Origin of the sequence: Pedobacter heparinus (genome assembly GCF_032678725.1) — a bacterium.
Lineage (GTDB): Bacteria > Bacteroidota > Bacteroidia > Sphingobacteriales > Sphingobacteriaceae > Pedobacter > Pedobacter heparinus_A.
Genome location: NZ_JAVTSC010000007.1, coordinates 238,722 through 259,410, shown reverse-complemented (window position 1 = coordinate 259,410; position 20,689 = coordinate 238,722). Strand labels below are relative to the sequence as shown.

Below are 20,689 nucleotides of genomic sequence, written 5' to 3'. Positions count from 1 at the left end.
CATTAGCTGCCTTCGGCGTTCTTTATTTAGTTACGTACACTTTACGCCCTTCTATTTTAAAACGCACTTCTTTTGTATTTTCCAGCATCTCCAACAGTTTAGACACTTTTTCAAACCTGGATATGCTTCCTGTTAGCTTTACCTCCTGTAACGGTTCCTGGAAAACAACATCTACGTTGTACCATCGCGCTACCTTGCGCATAATGCTGCCCATCTCTTCACGTTCAAAACTAAACTTGCCATTTTTCCAGGTTATGGCTTCTGTAGCGTCTACTTCTTTTACATTTATCCCCGAGCTACCCGTGACAAGAGCTTGTTGGTTGGGTTTTAATATTACCCCGCCTTCGGCATCCCGCTCAGCCCCCCCGTCATCTCGACGATAGGAGAGATCTCTTGAATTAGCATGGCCAAGAGGTTTCTCGTCGCTACGCTTCCCTCGAAATGACGTGACGCGTATACTACCCTCCAATAACGTCGCCTTCGTACTCCCTTCATCATCATACGCACTAATGTTAAAATGTGTGCCCAGCACCGTTGTTGTCAAATTTTTGGCAGTTACTACAAACGGTTGATTTTTATTCCTAAAAACTTCAAAGTAGGCTTCGCCGCTTAGTTCAACTAACCGTACACCGCCACGCTCATTTAGCGACATCGTGTAAGTTAAAACTGAAGCGGCGTTTAGCCATACCTTTGTTCCGTCTGGTAAGGTAACCTGGTAGGTACCGCCCCGAGGTGTTGTTACGGTTAGCAATCGCGCCCTGCCGTCATCTCGACCGTATGGGAGAGACCTCTTGTTTATGCTATTCAAAAGATCCTTCGCGTTCGCTCTGGATGACAAAATTGTACTACCGTCATTATAGGTCAGGTTATTTGCCGCTACAATTACCCCTGTTTGTTTATCACTTAAGGTAATGGCTTCGCCATCACCAATTTTTATGGTTGCAGTGTTTTTACCCGGAGCAATATCGTTGGCCAAGAGATCCCTCGTCACTACGCTTTCCTCGGGATGACGTGATGTATAAAACCAGATGCCAAATACAATTGCTGCTACCGCAGCAGCTACGCCGATGATACGTGGCCAAAGTTTTTTTGGCTTCATCTTCAACGATTCGAAATTTGCTTCTTTAGCGATATTCATATAGATACGTGTGCTGAGTTCTGCCGCAGTAATCTCAGATTTCATGTGGTATTCCTCCTTATCGTATGTCCCGAACCATTGATTATATTCCTTAAGTTCATCAGCTGTGATCGAACCGTCGACAATTTTTCGTGAAAGAAGATCTATTCGTTGTTCGTCCATTATCAGGGCATTTTAATACATAGTCCAATCATCGGGTGCCAAACCCTACCTTTTTTTAATATTTTTTTAATAAAAATTTAACATCGGTGTTTTTTGATACTACAGCAGTTCATTAATGATCGCCAGTAACATTGCATTAGGGCCAAGTTTGTTCTTCAGTACTTTTAATGCCGTAGTTACGTGCTTTTCAACTGCCTTTTCTGTGATACCCAATTCAGTGGCAATTTTTTTATTGGTATAATCTTCATCTCTGCTCATTTTAAAAACAAGCCTGCATTTTTTAGGCAAAGTATCAATAGCCAGATCAAGACGTGTCTGCAGTTTTTCAAGATGTTCCTGTGTCCAATCGCGTGCCTGGCTCTGTAAAAATTCCGCTTCTGTTTGTGTAGAAATAATTTGCTCTATGGCGGCGTGTCTTGAACGCTTGTCACGTCTTTTAATCACCTGGAACTTTACAGCTACAGCAAAATAGTGTTCAAAGCTTTCTTTAAGCACAAAATGTTCCCGGTTTTTCCATAACGCTAAAAAAATATCCTGAACAGCCTCTTCGGCTTCTGCTTCGTCATTCAATTTCTTAGCGGCAACAAAAAAGAGTTTATCCCAATATTTATTGTACACCTCGGTAAACGCAAATTCGTCTCCGGCCTTTAGCAAAGCCGTTAGTTCCTGATCGGTATATGGGCTGTAAGCACTCATTTCCCTATTGTTTTAAATCCCATCTTTAAGTTACGAAATTATACCAACAAAGTTCTATATAATTTAGGTAATAACCACACAAAAAACAGGTAGTGTACAATTGACACTGAGCGTATTAAGCCCAAAATCCCCTTACAAACAATGCCAGGGCCAAATATTTTATGAAAATATTTTTTCTTAAAAGTTTAAAAACCAGAACATCCATTCCAGGTTTTTGGGATCTTCAATTATCAATACAAAATACCGACTGATACGAATGTAGCTAAGCTTTATTAAGCAGAGATTAAACATAGGTTACAAAAACATTCAAACCGATCACCCGTCTTCTTCACACTGTACAAAAGCACAAATTTGACCACCATTTGATTGCTTTTTACTGTTAATGTACTTATCTTTAAGGCTATAGTCCTGGCATTCATTCTTTTAAACCATCCCATATGGAAAATTCAAATGAAAACGAAGATTTAAAGCTCAATAAGCAGCGCTTTACCGAACTTTTTAAAAAATCGGCAGCACTAAAAAAGAAAAACAACATCGTAATGGAAAAACTGCGCATTTTAAAAAAGATGTCTGATCAGCTATTAAAAACCGGATCTATTTATAAACGTTAACCTGTTAAGTTTCGTAGAACCATGAGTGTGTCTGTTGACATGCTTTATTATTACCCTCATCTTTACGAACAACACCCGCTTTTCATATCATACTATTCCCCTGTCCTGCGCTACCTTCAACAGCACCTCAAACATTTTTTCAGGTGCAAAAGGCTTGTTTAAAATATCATATACATGTATCTGTGCAAAGCGCTGTTTCACCTCGTTCATAATATCCGCAGTAAATATTACAGGATGAATATCAGGATATTTACGCCGGACAATCTCTGCAAGTGCATAACCGTCAATTCCAGGCATGTGCAGGTCAATCAATGCCACATCATAAGGGTTTACCTCCATTAACTTTAAGGCTTCCCGCCCGTCATAAGCACAATCCGCATTTACTCCAAAATACTCCAGCTGTTTTAACGCCACCATCACATTGATCTGGTTATCCTCTACCAGTAATACCTTTAACCCATTTAGCCTGTGCTCATGCGCAGCAAATACAGAAGATGTTGTTACCGGAGCATCCGGACTTTGATTTTCCGGAATATCAAAACTCAGGTCAAAATGGAATTCAGATCCTTTACCGGCTTTGCTTGTTAATACGACCCTGCTTCCATGAAGTTCAGCCAGCTTTTGCGTGATGGTTAAGCCCAATCCTGTACCACCATGTTCACGGTGCGGAGATTGCTGTACCTGCTTAAAACTCTCAAAAACACTTTCCTGCAGTTCGGGCGGAATGCCCATCCCTGTATCACGTACCGCAAAATGAATGCTTGCCCGGTTGGCCAGGATGGATACCAGTTTAATAATCAAGGTCACATTACCCTTATCTGTAAACTTAATGGCATTACTGATCAGGTTATTCAGCATCTGACTGATCCGGATCGGATCAGCAATGATCCGCTGGGGTACCTCATCATCAATTAAGCTTTTCAGCTCAATCCCTTTGGCCTCGGCCAGCGATTTAAACTGATTTTTGATATTTTTGACCAATCTGAGCAAATCAATTTCAGCAAGTACCAATTCCAGCTTTTCATTTTCCATTTTAGTCAGATCAAGGATATTATTGATCAGCTCCATCAAATGATCAGCAGAAAAGATCAGGTTGCCAATATATTCCTTCTGGTCCATCGTATGGTTCAGCTTTAGCAAATTGGCTATACCTATGATCCCGTTCAATGGCGTACGGATCTCATGGCTCATAACAGATAAAAAATCAGACTTGGTTTTCGAAGCCTTTTCTGCGGCGTTCCTGGCATCAATCAATGCGAATTCGTTTTCTTTCTTGGGTGTAATGTCCATCAATGCACCCCTCATCATCACCACCCTGCCCAGCTTTGTAACCGGAATTCCAATGGCACGTACCCATTTATGAGTTCCCTTTCCGGTAATAAACCTGAGTTCCAGGTCATAAGGTTTCCCTTGCTTAATGGCTGCCTCAGTACAGGCATCCAAAAGCCGCCAGTCTTCGCTGGCAAAAAACGGCTGCACATTTTCCAGCGAAAAGGCGAAATCCTCCTCCACCTCAAATAAAAGATAGGCCTGCCTGGTCCAGAAAACAGCCCCGGTTTGAATGTCCAGTTCCCAGCCCGCGGTATGGCTCAGCTTCTGGCTTACATCCAGCAGGTCATTTCTCATTTCCAGTTGCTCCTTCGCATTTTCCAAAGCCAGATCAGCCAGTTTTTGCGTGGTGATGTCCTGGATACTCAATACCAGGATATAGTTTTCAGGCTGCTCAGCTCTTACCACAGGCTTTATCCGCGCTTTAAACCAGGCAGTAATGCCGGGGTCCAGATGTGGATATACCACTTCCTGCACCTCCCCTGTTTGGATGGCCGTGTTCACCGGGCCGGTAAATGTTGGCGCCTGCGGCCCCATCACTTCAGCTATGGTTTTGCCCAAAAAAGCTGCTTTAGGCATAAAAAGCATCCTTTCATCAGACACCCAGACATTCTTAAAAATGTGGTTCCCGTCAATCTCAAAAACAATATCCTCCAGCGAGGTAATGAGTGATTGTAAATGAGCCGCCAGGTTCTGGAGTTCATCGCTGCGCTCAGGAGATGATTCGTTCATTATTAAACAATAGGTAACCAAACTTAAAAAAATTAAAGCAATTTATTTTATGAATGTTTAATCATTTATGTTCGCATACACCTCAAACCTCTCCGATACCAATTGCAGCAATTCCTCAAAAGAAACGCGCAATCCATTTGCTGAAATACATAAAGGCGTGCCATACCACTTGTAATTCAGTGCCATCATCTTTCGTTTAAAGCCTTTTGCCCCATCAATATAAATTTGTGGATTGCTTACCTTAAACAGGATCAGCGGCTGTGATTTTATCGTAAGCACTTCAATAGCTTCAACATCTTTCCAGTAAATTTTTGGTACAGTTACGGCTGAAGAATAATCCTCGATGCCCACATCATCAATAACCAACCCCGGGCTTTTAGCTATTAGCTTACCAATAAGGAAATAGACGGCGATGCCAAAAAAAACAAGTGAGGCCAGACCTGTTGTTTTTGTAAACCAGGGGTTGTCCAGCAAAGTATTGTCAAACGTTGGATTCCCAAACAGCAGCCAGCCACCAATTCCTACAAAAACATTAGCCCCAATCAGCAATAAAAAGATTTTGCTTTTACTAAAAGGAATTACAACAGGATTTATAGTCATCATGGCTGCCTGTATCAGTAACTCTTAAAACTCCGGTTCATTTGCTTCTGGGCATCCCGGTAAATCTGATCCATGATACTCTGGTGCCTGTCCGCTTCGGATTGCGCAGCCGGTCTGTAACCTGCCTGGGGAATGTTATTATTCGGCATCGGCCTGCTGTTCTGCGTACCACCTCTGCCATAAGTTTTCTCCCACCACTCGTTATATGCCGCATTTTCAGCCGTATAATCCCGGGCTTCCTGTTTCTCTAACCTCTGCTCCTTATAATCCGCATCAGGAAAACCATAATCCTGCAATGTAATCCGTCTTGGCTGTGTATCATCTATCCTTTTCAGCTGCCCCAGTGCAAGGTCCCTGTCGTCATATAACAGCCAGTTGTCCAGGGCAAGTGCGTACCATTTTTTTGCTGCTGCTTTATCAACAGGAAGTCCCCATCCATATTGATACAACATCCCCATATGAATCATTCCCCTGGCATCACCCACTTCAGCTGATTTGGTCGCACAATACAGCGCTACTTTATAAGGACTTTCCGCATTAAAAAAAACATTCATAGCCCTGCCACATCCCGCATTTGCCGCCATTTTGTAATAAGCCCATTTTATATTGGATAAACTGTCTTGCACTTTGATCAGTCTCGCTCCACTGTGATAGATATCATTAGCCGCATTGGCCTGCTTGTAATAGGATTCCCCCATCCCATACATGGCAAGACCGCTGCCAGCATCTATCCCCTTTTGAAAATAATATTTTGCCGTATCAATATCCACTCTGGCAACAACATCATGATAATTATCAAGCCATTGCCAGCCGATATAGTACCAGGCATCAGCATCACCTTCCGCTGCTGCTTTCAAAAACTGCGGATGCGACTTTTTAAAATCAATGTCTTTCCAGGCTTTCAGCCCTTTTTCAAAATACTTGCTGTGCTGCGCTGTTTTTTTACGTTCCACGAGCACCACATCATTTGCAGCTGTCTTTTTAACCTCCTGGTTACGACCCCATAAATTATCTGTTTTTATACCCTGCTCCTGTGCTGCAACCGTATTTTGAACCACAGCAGCACCGGTTTTCCCGGCAGGTATCGGTGCATGCTTACTATCCAAAGGATCCAATACTTTACCAGTTTTATCAATATGATAATACCCCTTATCAGTACTTACTATTGCAACGCCATCAGAAAACGAATAAACAAATTTATACTGCACCGGGATCACCATTTTTCCATCTTTGTTGATGTAACCATATCCTGCACCCCATACGGGAGCAACCGAGGCCATACCCTCACTAAAATCATCCACTCTTTCATAAACAGGCTGCACCACTACCTTACCAACATGATTGATAAAGCCCCATTTTTTATTGAGCCTCACCTTAACCAAACCTTCGTGAAACACCTTTGCTTCTTCGTAAGTAAACGGAATAACCTGCTTCCCGTTTTTATTGATAAATCCCCATTTCCCATCCAACTGAACCGCCGCCAGGCCTTCACCAAATGCTTCTGCCCATTCATACATTAATGGAATTACGGCTTTATCATCCTTATTAATAAATCCACTTTTTCCATTTGCACTAACTGCACCCATTCCCTCCGAAAAATCAAGTGCAAAGGAATATTTATAGGGAATTACCAAATTGCCCTTACTGTCTTTATAACCGTAACAATCACAGTCCTTGTTCCATATCGCTCTTAAGTCTTGTGCCATTAGCGATGAGCTAAATACAGCCAGAAGTAGTGTTAGCATCGATTTGATCATATCGCTTTTATTTTCCGTACATAATAATAGTGAAATTACTTTTATCCGCATCTTCATTTCTATAATAGATGGTTTGAAAAATGAGCAAAGGCTTCGCACCGCCCAGGACATATACGTTAGTCGTCATGTCGCCCTCTTCTTCCGTTCCCTCGCTTACCGTTTTATACAGTTTGGCATCGGAATAAGTAGTTTTTATAAAATCCTGCGTAGCGGCCTGCACTTTTGCAGATTGCGTTAAAGGAACGATCCAGTTCAGGGTAACCGCATTTGGGTATTTCCCGATTTTCACATTCCCTACGTCTGGCGTGGCTTTAGAAGGATAGAAAACTGACCCGGTATCAATTTGCTTAGCCATAATCTCCTTAAAATCACTTCTGGAGTGCTGATAAAACGAATCAAGTACGGCTTTGTAATCCTGCTGTGCATGTACATTCCCAAATGAAATGACCAGTAAAATGCTGAATAGTATAATTTTCATATTACGGATTAAGTTTAATCAATTCCATGTGGTAATGCGGATCTCCAATGCTGTACTTGCTATCCCCGGTAGGGAAAGCCAAAGCATAGTAAGCCCCATCTATATACCTGCAGGTAGAAATGGTATATTCTTTTTGAACGGTCTGACCGTGGGTCACAGAAGATATGACTTTAATGCCAGAACCATTTACCTCCCACAATTTCAGCGCGGCGTCGCCATTTTGAGGCGAATTTGACTGAACGACATCCATCAGATACAAAGTACCATCGGCCTTTAGTCGCCAGTCATTCAGCCTGTTTACATTACTATAGGTAGTTAAGGCTGCCTGTAAGACCCCATCGCTCTCTATAGCAGAAGTTTGCCAGAGTTTAGTAAGCAAACCTTGTTTCCATCGGTAGGCATATATGTTTTTGTAGCGGTTGTCTACTTCTGTCGGAATCCTTAAATAATCTTCAAAAACAAAAGTGAGTTCGCCGGTAGTACTGTTATATTCATAAGTAAGTGGGATCAGGCTGTCAGCCGATAAACCACTTTGCGGCATACCCGAAAGGGGGCCGGAATCTACTACTTCGTAGTTTGGTGGTGTGGCACCATAGGGCCTGTCTTCCCTGCAGCGAATAACCATAAAAGTATTCGCCCCGTTTTTGCTGCATAAAGCGAATTCGTAATAATTGCCATCTGCCCCTTTAATCGGGATGGTAAATAGCCTTTTATTACCGTCTATTGTGCTCGGGCGATAAGTGTAATTAAAATCACCAAGGGGATTGGGCGGATTTTTATAATGCCAAAGATGAGTTTCGCTACCGTTCAATGGAGTCGTACCAGCCAAAAATTCACCATCGGGCAGGTAGCCAAACGTAGAAATTCTTGAAGGTGTACCCGCAATCACTTTGCTGGTTTGATCCACCAGTACGGTATGGTTATTTGTATACTCAACCCCGGTAAAAACCGGAGTTGAATTGCCTGGCAAAAACTGGGCATAAAAAGTATACTTCCCGTAAGGGCCCGGATTTCCGCTGCCGGAAGAAGAAAAGGCCCCGAAATTGATTTTCTCGGGTTGGACAGTTGCATTTTCCGTTACCAGTGCTTTAAAAAACCAATCGGACGCCAGCCGGTTATTCAGGTCCAGGCTATGCTGCGCATACAATACCGCAAACTGACCGCCGACTTTCTGCAAATCAAAGCCTTTCATCCTGTTATAAGGAGAAGTACCCCTTGCTGTCTTCAACTCATCAAATGGGATGACGGCCACCCGCTTCCAACCCGTAGCAGGGTCGGTAAGCAGGTTTTCAGTGTTGTTAATATCATCGGGTTTTTTATCTTTTTTACAGGAGCTGATAAATAACAACAAGGCAAAAAAGAGATATATTAGTTTGTTCATCTTTATAAATATTAGATCTGAAGGGATATTAATTAATCATTTTTAGCAAACAAACAACTTACGTTGATCGAAAAGTTCCGGGTTTTGACTACAGGCGATCCGTTAACACCTTCGATATTCATCAATCCCAGGTCGTAACGGAAATGAAATCCAAGCATTTTGCTCATCCTGAAACCAGTGGTTAAATGCAAACCCGCATCCATCTTCTTTAAATCACCCGAGGCAAACTTTTCAGTAACGTAGCTATCGTCAAACTCTACGGTTTTCTGAGTGGCCTTAAGTAGATAAGCAGCAAACAAGCCTCCGCCTATTTCATAGTCAAGCTCATCGCTCAGCGGTATGGCTACAATAGCAGGTAAATTGAGCTGTAAATATTGAAACTTATTGACATTTTTCATTGGGCCGGTATAGCCTTCAGGATAATCATAATATATCCTCGAACCTTTCCCTGAGTAACTTAACTCAGGCAGTAAAAACAGTTTTTCTGTTAATTCTTTTTTATACTGGATACCGAAATTATAGGCCAGTATAGATTTTCGGTGTACATCGAACTGAGTTTCCGGATAGGTGTATTTGGCCAGGTTCATACCTGCGGTTAAGCCAATTTGGGCAAATGCGCCCAATGAAAGTCCAAAAAGAGCTAGTGTTAAAATGAGTGGTTTCATGCTTTAATTTAGAATAAGAGATTTAGATTGTAAAAGTATCTTATTCTAAAAAGCAGGCACACAAAACAGTTCAGATACATGTCTCATCTTACCGAAAATTTGTCTCACCAAACAGATTTAGCCTGTTTAGGCTACTTCGCAGCCAGAAAGACAGGTTCTGACTTGTTTAAATACTCAGAAGGTGTAAGTGCAGTACATTTTTTAAAAGCCCGGTAAAAAGACGCCCGACTGTTAAACCCGGCCTCTGCTGCGATGGCCTCAATCGTAAGGATATTTATTTTACCCGCCAAAAGTTCTTTGGCCTTTTCTACCCGTTTTTCATTGACTAGATCAAAGAAGGTTTTATTCATTTGTTTATTGATCGCCACAGAGATCTTATCACTCGACAGATTCATGCCCTTAGCTAAAATGCCAAGCGTAAGATCGGGATTGGTATAAATACCAGACTCGATAAGGTATGTTTCAATACGCTCGGCCAAAAGTTGTAGTTCAGACCTGGGAACACTGGACAGCTTTATTTCATCAATTCTCATTTCCTCACTGGCCGGCAGCGTATCCTTCAGGAACTGCCCATAGGTTTCAGGAGTAAAAATGGCATGGTGCCGGAAAGTGTAAAATAAGATGAAAAAATAAATGCAGGTAATCAGGCAGGGTAGGTACAAATACTCTACCAGGTATTGCGGCAAAACGAGGTAGAGGACAATGGTGGTCGTTGTCAAAATAAATCCAAGGATAACAAACTGCGTGATAAAAATCAGCTTGGTCTTTTCCAGGTTAGATAGCGTACTGATCAGCCTTTTTTTGTATTGAACGATTTTTCTCGCAGCAGCAAACACACTAATTAATATCGTCAACATACCAACGATATTAATTACGGTCATTTGCCATGGCAAAGGCTCGGCCAGCAAGGATGCCACAAAGCCCGGACGTTCTATTACCGGGAGCAGGAAATAATTCAGCGGAAAAGAAAGCCCAAAAGCAGAGACCAGGAAGCCACTGATCCAGATCGGGTGCTTCAATTTTAAATGAGAGCCAGTGAGTAAACAAGTGTAGGTAAAAAATAAGGGGCCAAAATAAGAAGAGGTACACCAGGAAAGAAAAAACAAATAGGGGAACGCCGTAAAATAACCACCAACGATACTTGCGTTGCCCAGAAAAGAGATGGCTGTATCCAGTAAAATAAGTGCCAGTATCCTATTGGGAAGCGTATTATTATTCCTGAAAAAGAAAGCAACAAATAAAATTATTAAATTAAGCGCAAGACAAATGTTTAAAGCAAACATATTTTATTAACTAATCCCCAAAAATTTAACTACAGCTAAAGTAAACAAAATATGATAGCTGAAACATTATACTTCCGGATAATTTTCATTACGCTTCTACTAAAAGGCTTACCCTTGATCTCTACAGCCCCTTCGCACTATTAGTGATAGCTCTGATCACCAGGTCCAGTTCTTTTGCCGATTCAGTAAGGTAAGCTAACAATTGAACATCCTGTAGTTTTCCGGCTGCTCGGCTTTTACCACAGGCTTTATCCGCACATTAAACCAGGCAGTAACGCTGGGGGGTCCAGATGTGGATTCATCGCTGCGCTCATGAGATGATTCGTTCATTATTAACATTAGCAGATATTAACGCTTATTGCAAGGAAATCAATAAACCAGCCCAAATCGTACTATAGGAACCACTTTTCGCACGGTATCTGCACCACAGTACATAGCGCTATTAAATCAGCTAAAATCCAAAAGCTATGGTTTTGTTGTAGATAGTACAACGGATATTGAAAATGGTGTGATGGTTAGATATGTATCTAAACTATATCCTAAGTTAGTTGCCTGGACCCAAACAAATAAAGTTAATGACAATATCGAATGGACTTCTAATAGCGTTGCCATTGATAGGGCTAAATAGCCGATAAAAACTGCAGCGAAGACTCAAGCCGATTTCTATTAAATGTATTTATTACCTGTAACCTGGAATATTCTTACCAAGATAAATGTTTCGTTCCCCTTTGTACATATTCCCCACATCAATTATTTTCACAATACCACTACCGCCCCGGTTTTCCAGCTTGGCTTTCTTTGCCGCTGTAAGCAGCGGATCATCAGAAAAAAGGAATTCATCAATATCATATTCGTTGATGCCGGGTTCTTTAACAATCACATGAATGTGTGCCGGTTCGGTACCGCCTGGATAAGGCGCTGGCCGCAAACAACCAAACTTATAAAAGCCTTTGGCATCTGTACCTACCCAGCCCCGCAGATAACCATGTCTTTTTGCCCAGCCTTTCTCATTTCCCTTCATAGGATAGTGCCCTGTGGCATCAGTATGGTATAAATACAAAACTACACCTGCAGCAGGCGTCTTTCCGTCTGCTTTATAAACCGTACCATTTATGCCCATTGGTTTTTTACCATCCCAGCTTACATCGGGCAGTTTAACAAATGATTTGATCTGGTCAAAAGGAATAGGGCTTTCATATATGGCTTCACAGCCTTCGCAAGGGCCACCCACTCTTTTGGTTTGTGCAAAGGTTTCATTAAACAGCATACCCGTAAAAACAAACCATATAATTATTAGCTTCTTCATTGTCTTTGGCTTTAAATCCTGATTGATGCACAAAGCAATAACAATATACCTATAAAATGAAAGATAATAGAGATACGACCTGTATTTTAGATAAACGGAGCTTCCAGGAGTAACTTTTATTATCTTTAAAGAACGTTATTGGTATAGGCATAAATATGAGGTAACGGACATGGTTTCATCTATAAGCCATATAAAGAATGGGTATATGCTATAGTTAGCTGGATAAAATCATATAAATGATTTAACATTTATCAAAGATTTTAGCATTTTCAAATAAAAAACCTATAGATCGATAATTAATCAAGCCTTACAGAGAACTGGTTGAGCCATTTTTTATTCCCTTTTAAATTTTACCCTCCTTTTTGTAAGGCTGAAAAAGCCATACAAAAAAAACGGGATACGGATAGCGAGCGTTATATTTTTTTGATCAATAAGAGCCCGTTACTTTTTTACCGGTTTTGCATCCGGATTTACACAAGAGGCATTATCTAAAAAACTAAAAGATACTGACCGCCATACTACACGGATGAAGATTATTGATGCACTAGATGCCAGCGGAAAATTTAATCCAGTACAAATCAAGGAATTTGTACAATTTTTGAACAGAATAATCATAGTTAAAAATTCAAAGTATAACATTATATTTGATCAACAAGTCAGAAACTTAACAGGAGGAACAGTAACAATGGGAATTACGGAAACTTTAAAAATGCTGGATAGAGAAGAAGGCATTGAAATTGGCGAAGCTAGGAAAAGCCATGATGTTGTAGAGAATCTGATATCAGAACTGAATTTATCCAACGAGCAAATAGCGCGAATCGCAGAAGTTACAGTGGAATTTGTTAAACAAGTACGCGAAAAATCAAAAAATAAGTAGAACTACTACAATCCAATTTGAACAACAAAAGCCGCATTTTTTGTGGCTCTTTTATTTTAATTTCATCTCCCTCCTGCAAAAAGACAATCTAACACAAGAAGAGCCAGCTATGTATAATGCAGAAGTTTAAAGACAGCGTTTGCTCACAAATATCCAATACAATGTATTTACAAGTTCTTAGCATCGTTACTTATTGAACATGTATCTTTGAGAAAATTTTTATATAATGTCTGAAATGAAACAATACGCAGTACTGGAGTATGTTGTAGATGTATTGCAAAAGGCCATCATTGGCTCTAAAGTTAAACAAATAAGACCCGATGAATCCGCCATCATTGACGGCAATGCATCAATAACCATCCAACAGCACTTTGAAAGCAATGGCAGTACCGCAGCAATTCTGATAAGGGACGAAAGGGAGATTCTGTATAGCGAAGAATTGCTGGAGACAATCTACAAAATCCAGGAGGGGGCAAATTACCATGCCGGCCTCAAGGCGGCTTTATCGATTACCAATTTCGTTATCAATGGTCTAAACATAGAGGCAGAGCTGATATTTCATGCCATAAGGGATTATTTCTACTCCCTGAGTGGCAGTTACGAATTTCTAAATTTTGCTGAAAGGGACATTCAGCAAATGAAGTTCAATATGAACTTTGGCGACGATGTTACATTCGATCTGATCGTTTTGAATGAACCTGATTCGATAGCCATTGAAGCCGTAATCGAAAAATCAGTAGCACCTGCAGTAAAAGCAGCCATTAACGCAGATGTTGAAAAGGTGCGCCGCGAAATCAATAAGCAGTTTAAAAAAGATGAGGTTTTAGAAAAGGTAATGGACTTTAAAGTAAAAGACCAGTAGGAATATATAAGCTTTGCTCTTATAATTAACAGGGTAATTGCACTGTATAAGAATTATCACCAGTTTAATCTCCATTAATCATATAATGGAGACGGCATGAATGATAGTTAGCCACCTCTTTTCTTTATGGAGCGGGTTAAAATTCTTTTCCTTCAGCAAGGCATTGGGGCTAAGTATACCTCTTTTGTGAAGCAGCATCAAAAAATCCAATGCAATGTCAGTGAAAGTCTTGTTTCCAGTAATCCTCGCTACCCTGGCACATTGTAAAGCCGCTTTATAATTGTCTTTATTGCTCATACCCCCTTGTATCTCTGCAGCGGCATTATAAACTTCATATACTTTCTGAAAAAGCTGATTTTCATAGTAATAGATTGCACTGTCCATGAGGTGACGTACTTTTTCTTTATCTATTAGCTCATTTTTTGCTGCTTCTGACTTTGATATTGGAAAATAATTAAATCCATAGGTTAAAGCATATGACTTTAAAGTTGCCATACCACAACTTTTCCTACGTTGGTCGATGGTATGCTCATAAATAATCGGACGGAAACCTTTGGCTGTTCCTTGTGTTGACCACACCACCTGCGTACCATAAAGCTGTCGGTAATTTAAACCACATTGGACCCGATCATATAAGTACGCGTAATTTTCCATGTTAACTTCCTTTGTGTTCTGCAATGCGGCCATTAAAGTAAGAACCTGCTTTTGGAATATGATATCCTCATCTGAGTGCTGCACAATTAGCCATAAATTATTAGCTCCGTCTTTCCCGATAGCTGACATTTTGGGCCAGCCAAATTTTTGTATGATTTGTTTAGCCTCCTTTCTATTGTAATTGTCAGATTGCGCTATCGCTTTTCTAATAGAATCTACATTAGCACTATTTTTATTATTGATCTGCAAATACCGTAATTGCTGATCTTTAATTATAAGTAAGTTTATTCTCTTACGCAGTTCTGGTAATTTTAAATTCTTTTCATATTCTCGTTCCTTATCATAAGCTCTGTGTAATATAGCTTTCCATGATATGGAATCTGTATTCTTCAAATATTTAAAATAAGGATCGGCTGTTAACCAGTCTGCCTCGGTCCAACCTTTATCCAGTGCCAGGTTTAGGTACACATAAGACTTTTTTATGTTTTTGTCTAAAGCATACATACCGGCGGCCTTGTAGGCATTTAATGCATCAGGCGATTGTAATTTAAAGGCTTTTTCGTAGCATGCAATACCTTCTTTAGGTCTGTGTTGTAAATGGTAAAGGCTAGCCTTAGAAATAAGGGTCTCGTATTCCGGGACACTTTGCGCAAATCCTGTGAGCGTTAATAAAAGGAGAAAGAAAATTACCTTAATAAACTTCATATAATTATATCAAATTTCTTTTTCACCACTATCAAACTTAATAAAATAAAGGCAAAATATAGATAACGCCTTAAGAGGTAGGGATGACTTGAAAAAAGCAAATGTTAATGATCCAGAAGCCATTGGATTATTAGATAGGGCTAAAGAAGATTTGAAAAATTTATTGGGATGAACTCTCATCGCACCATAGTTATTCTCTACTTCCTTCCGTATAAAAGAATAAATAGGATTTCCCGAAGCGCTGCTATTGCATTTCAGTCACCCTGAATTTCACAACTTTTGCAATCAGCTTTAAAGGCATTGGCTCGCTAATAGGGAATTGCACAGAACCCTTCCCGGTTTTATACCTGGCGAAATCTGCTGCAAAAGCTTCATGCCCGTCAGGAGTAGCATAAAACCCAATATGATTTTTAAAGGCTGCAAAATGAACCAGGTTCTTTCCTTTAAACTTAAAAGTAGGGATGGCATAACTGATGGTTTCTGTTGGCCCTGGAACGGCCGCATGTACAGTGGCACGTATTTCTGTTAAAATTTGCTGAATCTCTTTGGGAAATCCGGCAATATATTCATCAATAGTGCTGGGGTTGGCCATTGTATAGTTTTTTTATTGGTTATGAAATTATGATTTTTTATCTGATTTGATGTTTTGTCTTATACAAGACATAAATTAAATCTTTGCAACTCATCTTAAAATATTGAACATTTCTGCAATATATTTCTATATACCAACTACTTAAAAAAATAAATACTGCATTTTCTGGGGTTACTAAATTCAAATCTGTCTAGATTCACCTAACTAATTTAAAATTTATGACAGAAAAAAACAGCCGCTACATTGATCCGCTTACGGACTACGGATTCAAACGCTTGTTTGGAAGCGAACCAGACAAAGACATCATGATCGAATTTCTAAATGCCCTGTTCGAAGGCGAGAAAATTGTGATCGACATCAGATACAGCCCAACCGAACATGCCGGAGAAGACGCCAAAGAAAAAAAGGTACTCTTTGATTTAACCTGTACCGGCGCCGACGGCGAAACTTTTATCATCGAAATGCAGCGTACAGATCAGGAGTTTTTTAGAGACAGATGCGTGTTTTATATGTCACGGCTCATCAGTGCGCAATTGCCCAGGGGAACTGCCAACTGGGATGTCCCCCTCAAAGAGGTTTACCTGATTGGAATTATGGAGTTCCAGTTTAACAACATCAACAGCAATTACCTGCACAACATTGCCTTGATGAACAGTGACACCGGCAAGGTTTTTTACAAAGGAATGGGCTATAAGTTCTTGGACCGCCGAAGGCAGCTATCAGGCAAAAAAACAATATATAAAAACTGATAAATTACCTAATTTTGACAAAAAGGAAAGCGAACTGGTAACAGAGCTGGATAAGTGGTTCTATTTGTTAAAAAACCTGAGCCACCTTGATAAAATTCCTGATTTTCTGGACAAAAGAGTGTTCCAGAAGATCTTTAAAATTGCGGAGATGAGTAAAATGACTAAAGAAGAACGTGAATTGTACCACTCAGATGTGAAAGCAAAATCTGATTGGAATGCCGGTATTCGTTACGCAGAAAAAAAGGCTAAGGAAGAGGGGATTGAAGAAGGTGAACACATTAAGGCTATTGAAATTGCACTTAAGATGAAAATGAAAGGCACATCTAATGAAGATATTGCTGAATTAACAGGCCTTGCCATTCAAGAAATAGAAAAGCTATAAATTTTATATGAAAATTTTAGGCCTTGGTTTTTCCAGGACCTTTAATCTATCTAAACAGATAACTAATTATAGATATGCTCAACGTCTCTGTAATGGAACTCCCGTCAATTTTGAATATGCCCTGAGTATCCATTGAACAAGGGTTGGTTAACCCTTGCCATACCCTCAGGCTTAATCAAGGCATGCGCAATACTTGCCTAGGATATGCCCGGGATACCAAACAAAACCACAACGCCAGGGGTTATTGATGTTTTAATAACTAACATGCATCATAAAGAACTATGGCAACATCAAACGGGGCATTCGGAGAATTTAAAGGCAAGCTAGGCAACCTGGTAAGCTATAACCTGAAAGGCAAAACAGTAATTCGGCACATCGGTAAATCCAATAAAAAACCAACTGCAGCACAACTGGCTACAAGGCAAAAAATGGCAGCGGTAATTAAATTCCTGCGCCCGGCACTGCCTTTTGTAAATGTAGGTTTTGAGCTGGAGGTGCTGGGAACCGATAAAAATCCACACAATGCGGCGGTATCCTACAATGTTAAAAATGCCATACAGGGTAGTTATCCAGATATAAGCCTGGATTACAGCAAGGTTTTGCTCAGTAAAGGATTGCTGGAACCGGCAATTGCTCCTGCAGCTACACTTACAGGCACACTACTGGAACTTACCTGGCAGGTGCCTGCTGATATGGACTGGGGCATTAAAAACGACCGGGCTATGCTGTTCATCTACTGCCCTGAACTGGATAAGGCAGTTTATGTATGGAGCGGTGCTAGAAGGAGCACCGGCAAAGATGAAATAGACCTGCCTTTAAATTATGTTGGCAAGGAGTTGCAGGTTTATATTGCTTTTAAGGCTGGTGACGGGAAAAGTGTGAGTGATAGTGTGTGGGTTGGATTAATTTAATATTACACCGTTTTTATATGTAAAAGCCCCATGGTTTTTCCCATTAATTGCAATTACATATGAATTATCAATTCCATTAATGGCCTGATAAATAATATGTGTTCTCAATCTGTTATTGAGCTCGTCTGTTGAATACTCACGCCACAAGGGGGTATTTATTTTAAAAATATTTGAAAAAAGACGGGTAGTAGCGGTAAAAGGAGTTGACATTCCACACAAAATATTTACCAATTGCTGGATTACCACCGTTTCCCGGATGTAAAGAATCAGTTATTCGAGGTAAAATAATCAATAATACAATCATTAAAGGAAAGGCAAATACGTTATAAATCGAGGATATTTTAGCAGATTTTTGTTCTTCATCAATTGAGTTGCGCAATATAAGATAAGCTGAATACAGCAAAAAGGCTATAATAGCACTTGTATACATGCCAAGGTTAAGGTTGCGAAATTTTCTTTTCTTCACATATCCCATGAGTGCTAACAGCATATTTTCGCGTATTGGTAAAAAATTCAGGAGACAGTAACCGCACGGCAATGAATTGACTCAATGGACTAAGGAAGCACCAAAGTCTCATTTTTTGTCCATTAACTCAATCCATTCCCTGATAACAGCTTTGAGATCTGCACCTTTGGCTTTTATTTCGGCCATGGTGCGAAACTTGGCGTATGCTTTGCCTTTGGGAGCGGGCTCCAATACGGTTCGTCCCGTCAGCATTTCGCCCTGATGGAAAACAAGCACCGTCATTCTATTTTATCTCACAACAGGTACCAGACGTTTTGGCGAAATAGGCGCCAGAATCCCTACCATTTCCAGAAAAGTTTTGACCCAACAATTGAAAGAAATGGAACGTGACGGGCTCATATTACGAAAGCAGTATAATGAAATCCCTCCCCGGGTCGAATACTCTCTTACCGAACTTGGCAAAAGCCTAACTCCAGTATTTTATGCCATGTCGTCATGGGGAAAGATTCATGTTTTAAATACGCTGTAAAGTGTCAATAAAGTGCAGTGCTGTCCGCACCATCTCCCTACCAGCAAGTCGCCTTTGATCAGCCCAACGTAGCCATCCTGGAATAAAACTCATCATAAAAAGCCTGCACTTCAGCACTTTTTATCCTCGTACCCGAGCTCAGTTCTTCCCCAACCACTGCAGTAACATTACCTCCTCTACGTATGACATTTAACTGGACCAGCAAAGCAGACCGCCAATCGTCAATCGCGTCCTCTGGTGTTGATCCGCAACCAAACACACCAGTTTCAGCATCAAGGCCAGATAAGCAACAGAATACATCACCATCCATATAAACAATAGGTCTCATTTTTCTAACCGCAATATCAAAAACGTCATAATTAATATAAGTATAAGTTTTCATGATCTCTTCTTTTAAGGTGTACTGTTTAGCTGCCTATATATCAACCTCAGCATAAAATTGTTACCACTTCAATTACAATCGTCCTTTAGCACAAAAGAAGAAATATAATTTTAACTCAGCGGCAAGATCATGTTATCATTAACATCATATCATGAACAAAACCCGTTACCTTTTGATCGGTTTCGCACCCGGATTTCCCTCTCATTCCAAACTAAATTCTGTAAATCGCAGAAACTTTAGTTTTCCCAGCTGATCTTTCCTAATTCGTTGACAACCCTTATTCTGCAATGTAGCTTTGCTGAATCTAAACCGGTAAAATGCAAGAACAAACCAGCACTGCAGTGCAGCCAAAACAAAAGAGGAGGGCTAAAGCAAAACCTAAACCAACCACTTTTATTGATCCATTTGTGGATTTTGCTTTCAAGCGGCTGTTTGCTTCCAATGAAAGCAAGCCAATTTTAATAGGTTTGTTAAATCAAATATTTAAAGGAAGAAAATATATTACTGCCATTAATTATGGCAAAAATGAGCACCCAGGAGAAAATTTTAAAGAACGAGGCGTAGTATTTGACGTAACCTGCACAGATGCTGATGGAAGCAATTTTATCATAGAAGTTCAGCGGGCTTCTCAGGAATTTTTCATAGACCGGGCACTGTACTATGCTTCCAAGGCAATTACTGAGCAGGCCGTAAAGGTTAAAGGTAAAAAGTGGAACTATAAACTCAAGGAAGTTTATGTGGTGTCCTTTTTGGAAAATTTTAGATTACCCAATACTCTTCCATCAGCATATGTCCATGATATCTGTCTGACAAACAGGTATACCGGCAAAATATTCTACGATAAAATGGGACTTATATTCATAGAGATGCTTAGCTTTGTAAAGAGCCCCATTGAGCTGGAGACTGATCTTGACAAATGGTTATACGCTTTAAAGCACTTAACCGAATTTAAGGAACGTCCTCCATATCTAAATGGCTCAGAATTTGATCCATTATTTGACCTGGCAAACTATGCCAATTTAAACGAAGAGGAAAGAAATATGTATAACGATAGTTTAAAGTACAAGTGGGATAATGAAAATGTGATGGATTATGCCATTAAAACTGCTAAGCAAGAAGGCGAGCAGAAAGCTCGTGTAGAAGAACGTGCCAAAGCATTGGAAGAAAAGAGAGAAATTGCTCGTGAAATGCTGGCCGATAACGAGCCTATTGAAAAGATCATCAAATACACTAAACTGTCTTTAGCAGAAATCCAAGCCCTCTAATCCCTTCCCTTGGTAAAGCCAATAAAAGATCCGGAAAATCCACTCTTTGTACTAACTGCACCAGCTCAATGCGCCTTATTGCATTACGGTATGATACTTTGGAAAAGGTCGCCGCCTATACTGAAAAGGAATTTCGACAATTGCATGGCGTAGGGCCGCAAAATATACCCATTTTAA

Annotated in this window: 22 protein-coding genes and 1 pseudogene; 8 read left to right on the top strand and 15 right to left on the bottom strand. The window is 40.2% G+C overall.

What is annotated here, in order from left to right:
* Positions 1-22 precede the first annotated feature (22 nt).
* Together R2Q85_RS13115 and R2Q85_RS13110 are read right to left on the bottom strand one after the other, a co-directional pair.
* Complete coding sequence (locus R2Q85_RS13115; protein WP_316812243.1) at positions 23-1,300, bottom strand: FecR family protein; 1,278 nt, start codon at positions 1,298-1,300, stop codon at positions 23-25.
* Between the two features lie 99 nt (positions 1,301-1,399).
* Positions 1,400-1,996, bottom strand: coding sequence for an RNA polymerase sigma factor (locus R2Q85_RS13110; protein ID WP_316812242.1), 597 nt, complete (start codon positions 1,994-1,996; stop codon positions 1,400-1,402).
* Between the two features lie 437 nt (positions 1,997-2,433).
* Here R2Q85_RS13110 and R2Q85_RS13105 point away from each other — a divergent pair, with 437 nt between their 5' ends.
* Entirely contained in the window at positions 2,434-2,607 is a 174-nt protein-coding gene (locus R2Q85_RS13105) for a hypothetical protein (RefSeq protein WP_316812241.1), read from the top strand.
* Positions 2,608-2,694: 87 nt separating this feature from the next.
* On the opposite strand, the gene R2Q85_RS13100 is transcribed toward R2Q85_RS13105, so the two are convergent.
* The 8 genes from R2Q85_RS13100 to R2Q85_RS13065 form a co-directional block, all read right to left on the bottom strand.
* Positions 2,695-4,668, bottom strand: a complete 1,974-nt coding sequence (locus R2Q85_RS13100; RefSeq protein WP_316812240.1) for an ATP-binding protein — start codon at positions 4,666-4,668, stop codon at positions 2,695-2,697.
* A 57-nt stretch (positions 4,669-4,725) separates the two neighbouring features.
* Positions 4,726-5,271, bottom strand: coding sequence for an STM3941 family protein (locus R2Q85_RS13095; protein WP_316812239.1), 546 nt, complete (start codon positions 5,269-5,271; stop codon positions 4,726-4,728).
* Positions 5,272-5,282: 11 nt separating this feature from the next.
* Entirely contained in the window at positions 5,283-7,013 is a 1,731-nt protein-coding gene (locus R2Q85_RS13090; protein ID WP_316812238.1) for an SEL1-like repeat protein, read from the bottom strand.
* Positions 7,014-7,032: 19 nt separating this feature from the next.
* A complete protein-coding gene (locus R2Q85_RS13085) occupies positions 7,033-7,503 on the bottom strand; it encodes a hypothetical protein (protein WP_316812237.1) in 471 nt (156 codons plus the stop codon).
* 1 nt (position 7,504) lies between these two features.
* The gene (locus tag R2Q85_RS13080; protein ID WP_316812236.1) at positions 7,505-8,884 is read right to left on the bottom strand and encodes a hypothetical protein; all 1,380 of its coding nucleotides are present in this window, start codon (positions 8,882-8,884) and stop codon (positions 7,505-7,507) included.
* A 32-nt stretch (positions 8,885-8,916) separates the two neighbouring features.
* Entirely contained in the window at positions 8,917-9,549 is a 633-nt protein-coding gene (locus tag R2Q85_RS13075) for a porin family protein (protein ID WP_316812235.1), read from the bottom strand.
* Between the two features lie 131 nt (positions 9,550-9,680).
* A complete protein-coding gene (locus R2Q85_RS13070; protein WP_316812234.1) occupies positions 9,681-10,832 on the bottom strand; it encodes a helix-turn-helix domain-containing protein in 1,152 nt (383 codons plus the stop codon).
* Positions 10,833-11,511: 679 nt separating this feature from the next.
* A complete protein-coding gene (locus tag R2Q85_RS13065) occupies positions 11,512-12,138 on the bottom strand; it encodes an intradiol ring-cleavage dioxygenase (RefSeq protein ID WP_316812233.1) in 627 nt (208 codons plus the stop codon).
* 526 nt (positions 12,139-12,664) lie between these two features.
* Between R2Q85_RS13065 and R2Q85_RS13060 the strand changes: the two genes are divergently transcribed.
* Together R2Q85_RS13060 and R2Q85_RS13055 are read left to right on the top strand one after the other, a co-directional pair.
* Entirely contained in the window at positions 12,665-13,015 is a 351-nt protein-coding gene (locus tag R2Q85_RS13060; RefSeq protein WP_316812232.1) for a hypothetical protein, read from the top strand.
* 235 nt (positions 13,016-13,250) lie between these two features.
* Positions 13,251-13,877, top strand: a complete 627-nt coding sequence (locus R2Q85_RS13055) for a hypothetical protein (protein WP_316812231.1) — start codon at positions 13,251-13,253, stop codon at positions 13,875-13,877.
* Between the two features lie 78 nt (positions 13,878-13,955).
* Here R2Q85_RS13055 and R2Q85_RS13050 read toward each other — a convergent pair whose 3' ends face one another.
* Entirely contained in the window at positions 13,956-15,236 is a 1,281-nt protein-coding gene (locus R2Q85_RS13050; RefSeq protein WP_316812230.1) for a DUF6624 domain-containing protein, read from the bottom strand.
* Between the two features lie 244 nt (positions 15,237-15,480).
* Complete coding sequence (locus R2Q85_RS13045) at positions 15,481-15,828, bottom strand: iron chaperone (RefSeq protein ID WP_316812229.1); 348 nt, start codon at positions 15,826-15,828, stop codon at positions 15,481-15,483.
* 218 nt (positions 15,829-16,046) lie between these two features.
* Between R2Q85_RS13045 and R2Q85_RS13040 the strand changes: the two genes are divergently transcribed.
* The 3 genes from R2Q85_RS13040 (at position 16,047) to R2Q85_RS13030 (ending at position 17,870) form a co-directional block, all read left to right on the top strand.
* Positions 16,047-16,577: a PD-(D/E)XK nuclease family transposase gene (locus tag R2Q85_RS13040; protein WP_316812228.1), complete on the top strand. Its 531-nt coding sequence runs from the start codon at positions 16,047-16,049 to the stop codon at positions 16,575-16,577.
* Positions 16,483-16,959, top strand: coding sequence for a PD-(D/E)XK nuclease family transposase (locus tag R2Q85_RS13035; RefSeq protein WP_316812227.1), 477 nt, complete (start codon positions 16,483-16,485; stop codon positions 16,957-16,959). Before R2Q85_RS13040 ends, R2Q85_RS13035 begins: the two co-directional genes overlap by 95 nt.
* A gap of 281 nt (positions 16,960-17,240) precedes the next feature.
* Entirely contained in the window at positions 17,241-17,870 is a 630-nt protein-coding gene (locus tag R2Q85_RS13030) for a DUF6266 family protein (protein ID WP_316812226.1), read from the top strand.
* 220 nt (positions 17,871-18,090) lie between these two features.
* Here R2Q85_RS13030 and R2Q85_RS13025 read toward each other — a convergent pair.
* Together R2Q85_RS13025 and R2Q85_RS13020 are read right to left on the bottom strand one after the other, a co-directional pair.
* A pseudogene (locus tag R2Q85_RS13025) lies at positions 18,091-18,291 on the bottom strand (ABC transporter permease); the annotation flags it as partial.
* A gap of 153 nt (positions 18,292-18,444) precedes the next feature.
* On the bottom strand, positions 18,445-18,612 hold the full coding sequence (locus R2Q85_RS13020) for a hypothetical protein (protein ID WP_316812225.1): 168 nt from the start codon (positions 18,610-18,612) through the stop codon (positions 18,445-18,447).
* Positions 18,613-18,616: 4 nt separating this feature from the next.
* Between R2Q85_RS13020 and R2Q85_RS13015 the strand changes: the two genes are divergently transcribed.
* Positions 18,617-18,865: a helix-turn-helix domain-containing protein gene (locus R2Q85_RS13015; protein WP_316812246.1), complete on the top strand. Its 249-nt coding sequence runs from the start codon at positions 18,617-18,619 to the stop codon at positions 18,863-18,865.
* A gap of 58 nt (positions 18,866-18,923) precedes the next feature.
* Here R2Q85_RS13015 and R2Q85_RS13010 read toward each other — a convergent pair whose 3' ends face one another.
* Positions 18,924-19,247 carry a hypothetical protein gene (locus R2Q85_RS13010; RefSeq protein ID WP_316812224.1) on the bottom strand — a complete coding sequence of 108 codons (324 nt, stop codon included), beginning with the start codon at positions 19,245-19,247 and terminating at the stop codon, positions 18,924-18,926.
* Between the two features lie 317 nt (positions 19,248-19,564).
* On the opposite strand from R2Q85_RS13010, the gene R2Q85_RS13005 reads away from it, so the two are divergent.
* Positions 19,565-20,512, top strand: coding sequence for an Rpn family recombination-promoting nuclease/putative transposase (locus R2Q85_RS13005; RefSeq protein WP_316812223.1), 948 nt, complete (start codon positions 19,565-19,567; stop codon positions 20,510-20,512).
* Positions 20,513-20,689: the final 177 nt, after the last annotated feature.

Bases quoted from the DNA above. Each gene is read 5' to 3' on its own strand.
- R2Q85_RS13115 (WP_316812243.1), bottom strand. From the start codon at position 1,300: ATGGACGAACAACGAATAGATCTTCTTTCACGAAAAATTGTCGACGGT.
- R2Q85_RS13110 (WP_316812242.1), bottom strand. From the start codon at position 1,996: ATGAGTGCTTACAGCCCATATACCGATCAGGAACTAACGGCTTTGCTA.
- R2Q85_RS13105 (WP_316812241.1), top strand. From the start codon at position 2,434: ATGGAAAATTCAAATGAAAACGAAGATTTAAAGCTCAATAAGCAGCGC.
- R2Q85_RS13100 (WP_316812240.1), bottom strand. From the start codon at position 4,668: ATGAACGAATCATCTCCTGAGCGCAGCGATGAACTCCAGAACCTGGCG.
- R2Q85_RS13095 (WP_316812239.1), bottom strand. From the start codon at position 5,271: ATGATGACTATAAATCCTGTTGTAATTCCTTTTAGTAAAAGCAAAATC.
- R2Q85_RS13090 (WP_316812238.1), bottom strand. From the start codon at position 7,013: ATGCTAACACTACTTCTGGCTGTATTTAGCTCATCGCTAATGGCACAA.
- R2Q85_RS13085 (WP_316812237.1), bottom strand. From the start codon at position 7,503: ATGAAAATTATACTATTCAGCATTTTACTGGTCATTTCATTTGGGAAT.
- R2Q85_RS13080 (WP_316812236.1), bottom strand. From the start codon at position 8,884: ATGAACAAACTAATATATCTCTTTTTTGCCTTGTTGTTATTTATCAGC.
- R2Q85_RS13075 (WP_316812235.1), bottom strand. From the start codon at position 9,549: ATGAAACCACTCATTTTAACACTAGCTCTTTTTGGACTTTCATTGGGC.
- R2Q85_RS13070 (WP_316812234.1), bottom strand. From the start codon at position 10,832: ATGTTTGCTTTAAACATTTGTCTTGCGCTTAATTTAATAATTTTATTT.
- R2Q85_RS13065 (WP_316812233.1), bottom strand. From the start codon at position 12,138: ATGAAGAAGCTAATAATTATATGGTTTGTTTTTACGGGTATGCTGTTT.
- R2Q85_RS13060 (WP_316812232.1), top strand. From the start codon at position 12,665: ATGAAGATTATTGATGCACTAGATGCCAGCGGAAAATTTAATCCAGTA.
- R2Q85_RS13055 (WP_316812231.1), top strand. From the start codon at position 13,251: ATGAAACAATACGCAGTACTGGAGTATGTTGTAGATGTATTGCAAAAG.
- R2Q85_RS13050 (WP_316812230.1), bottom strand. From the start codon at position 15,236: ATGAAGTTTATTAAGGTAATTTTCTTTCTCCTTTTATTAACGCTCACA.
- R2Q85_RS13045 (WP_316812229.1), bottom strand. From the start codon at position 15,828: ATGGCCAACCCCAGCACTATTGATGAATATATTGCCGGATTTCCCAAA.
- R2Q85_RS13040 (WP_316812228.1), top strand. From the start codon at position 16,047: ATGACAGAAAAAAACAGCCGCTACATTGATCCGCTTACGGACTACGGA.
- R2Q85_RS13030 (WP_316812226.1), top strand. From the start codon at position 17,241: ATGGCAACATCAAACGGGGCATTCGGAGAATTTAAAGGCAAGCTAGGC.
- R2Q85_RS13010 (WP_316812224.1), bottom strand. From the start codon at position 19,247: ATGAAAACTTATACTTATATTAATTATGACGTTTTTGATATTGCGGTT.
- R2Q85_RS13005 (WP_316812223.1), top strand. From the start codon at position 19,565: ATGCAAGAACAAACCAGCACTGCAGTGCAGCCAAAACAAAAGAGGAGG.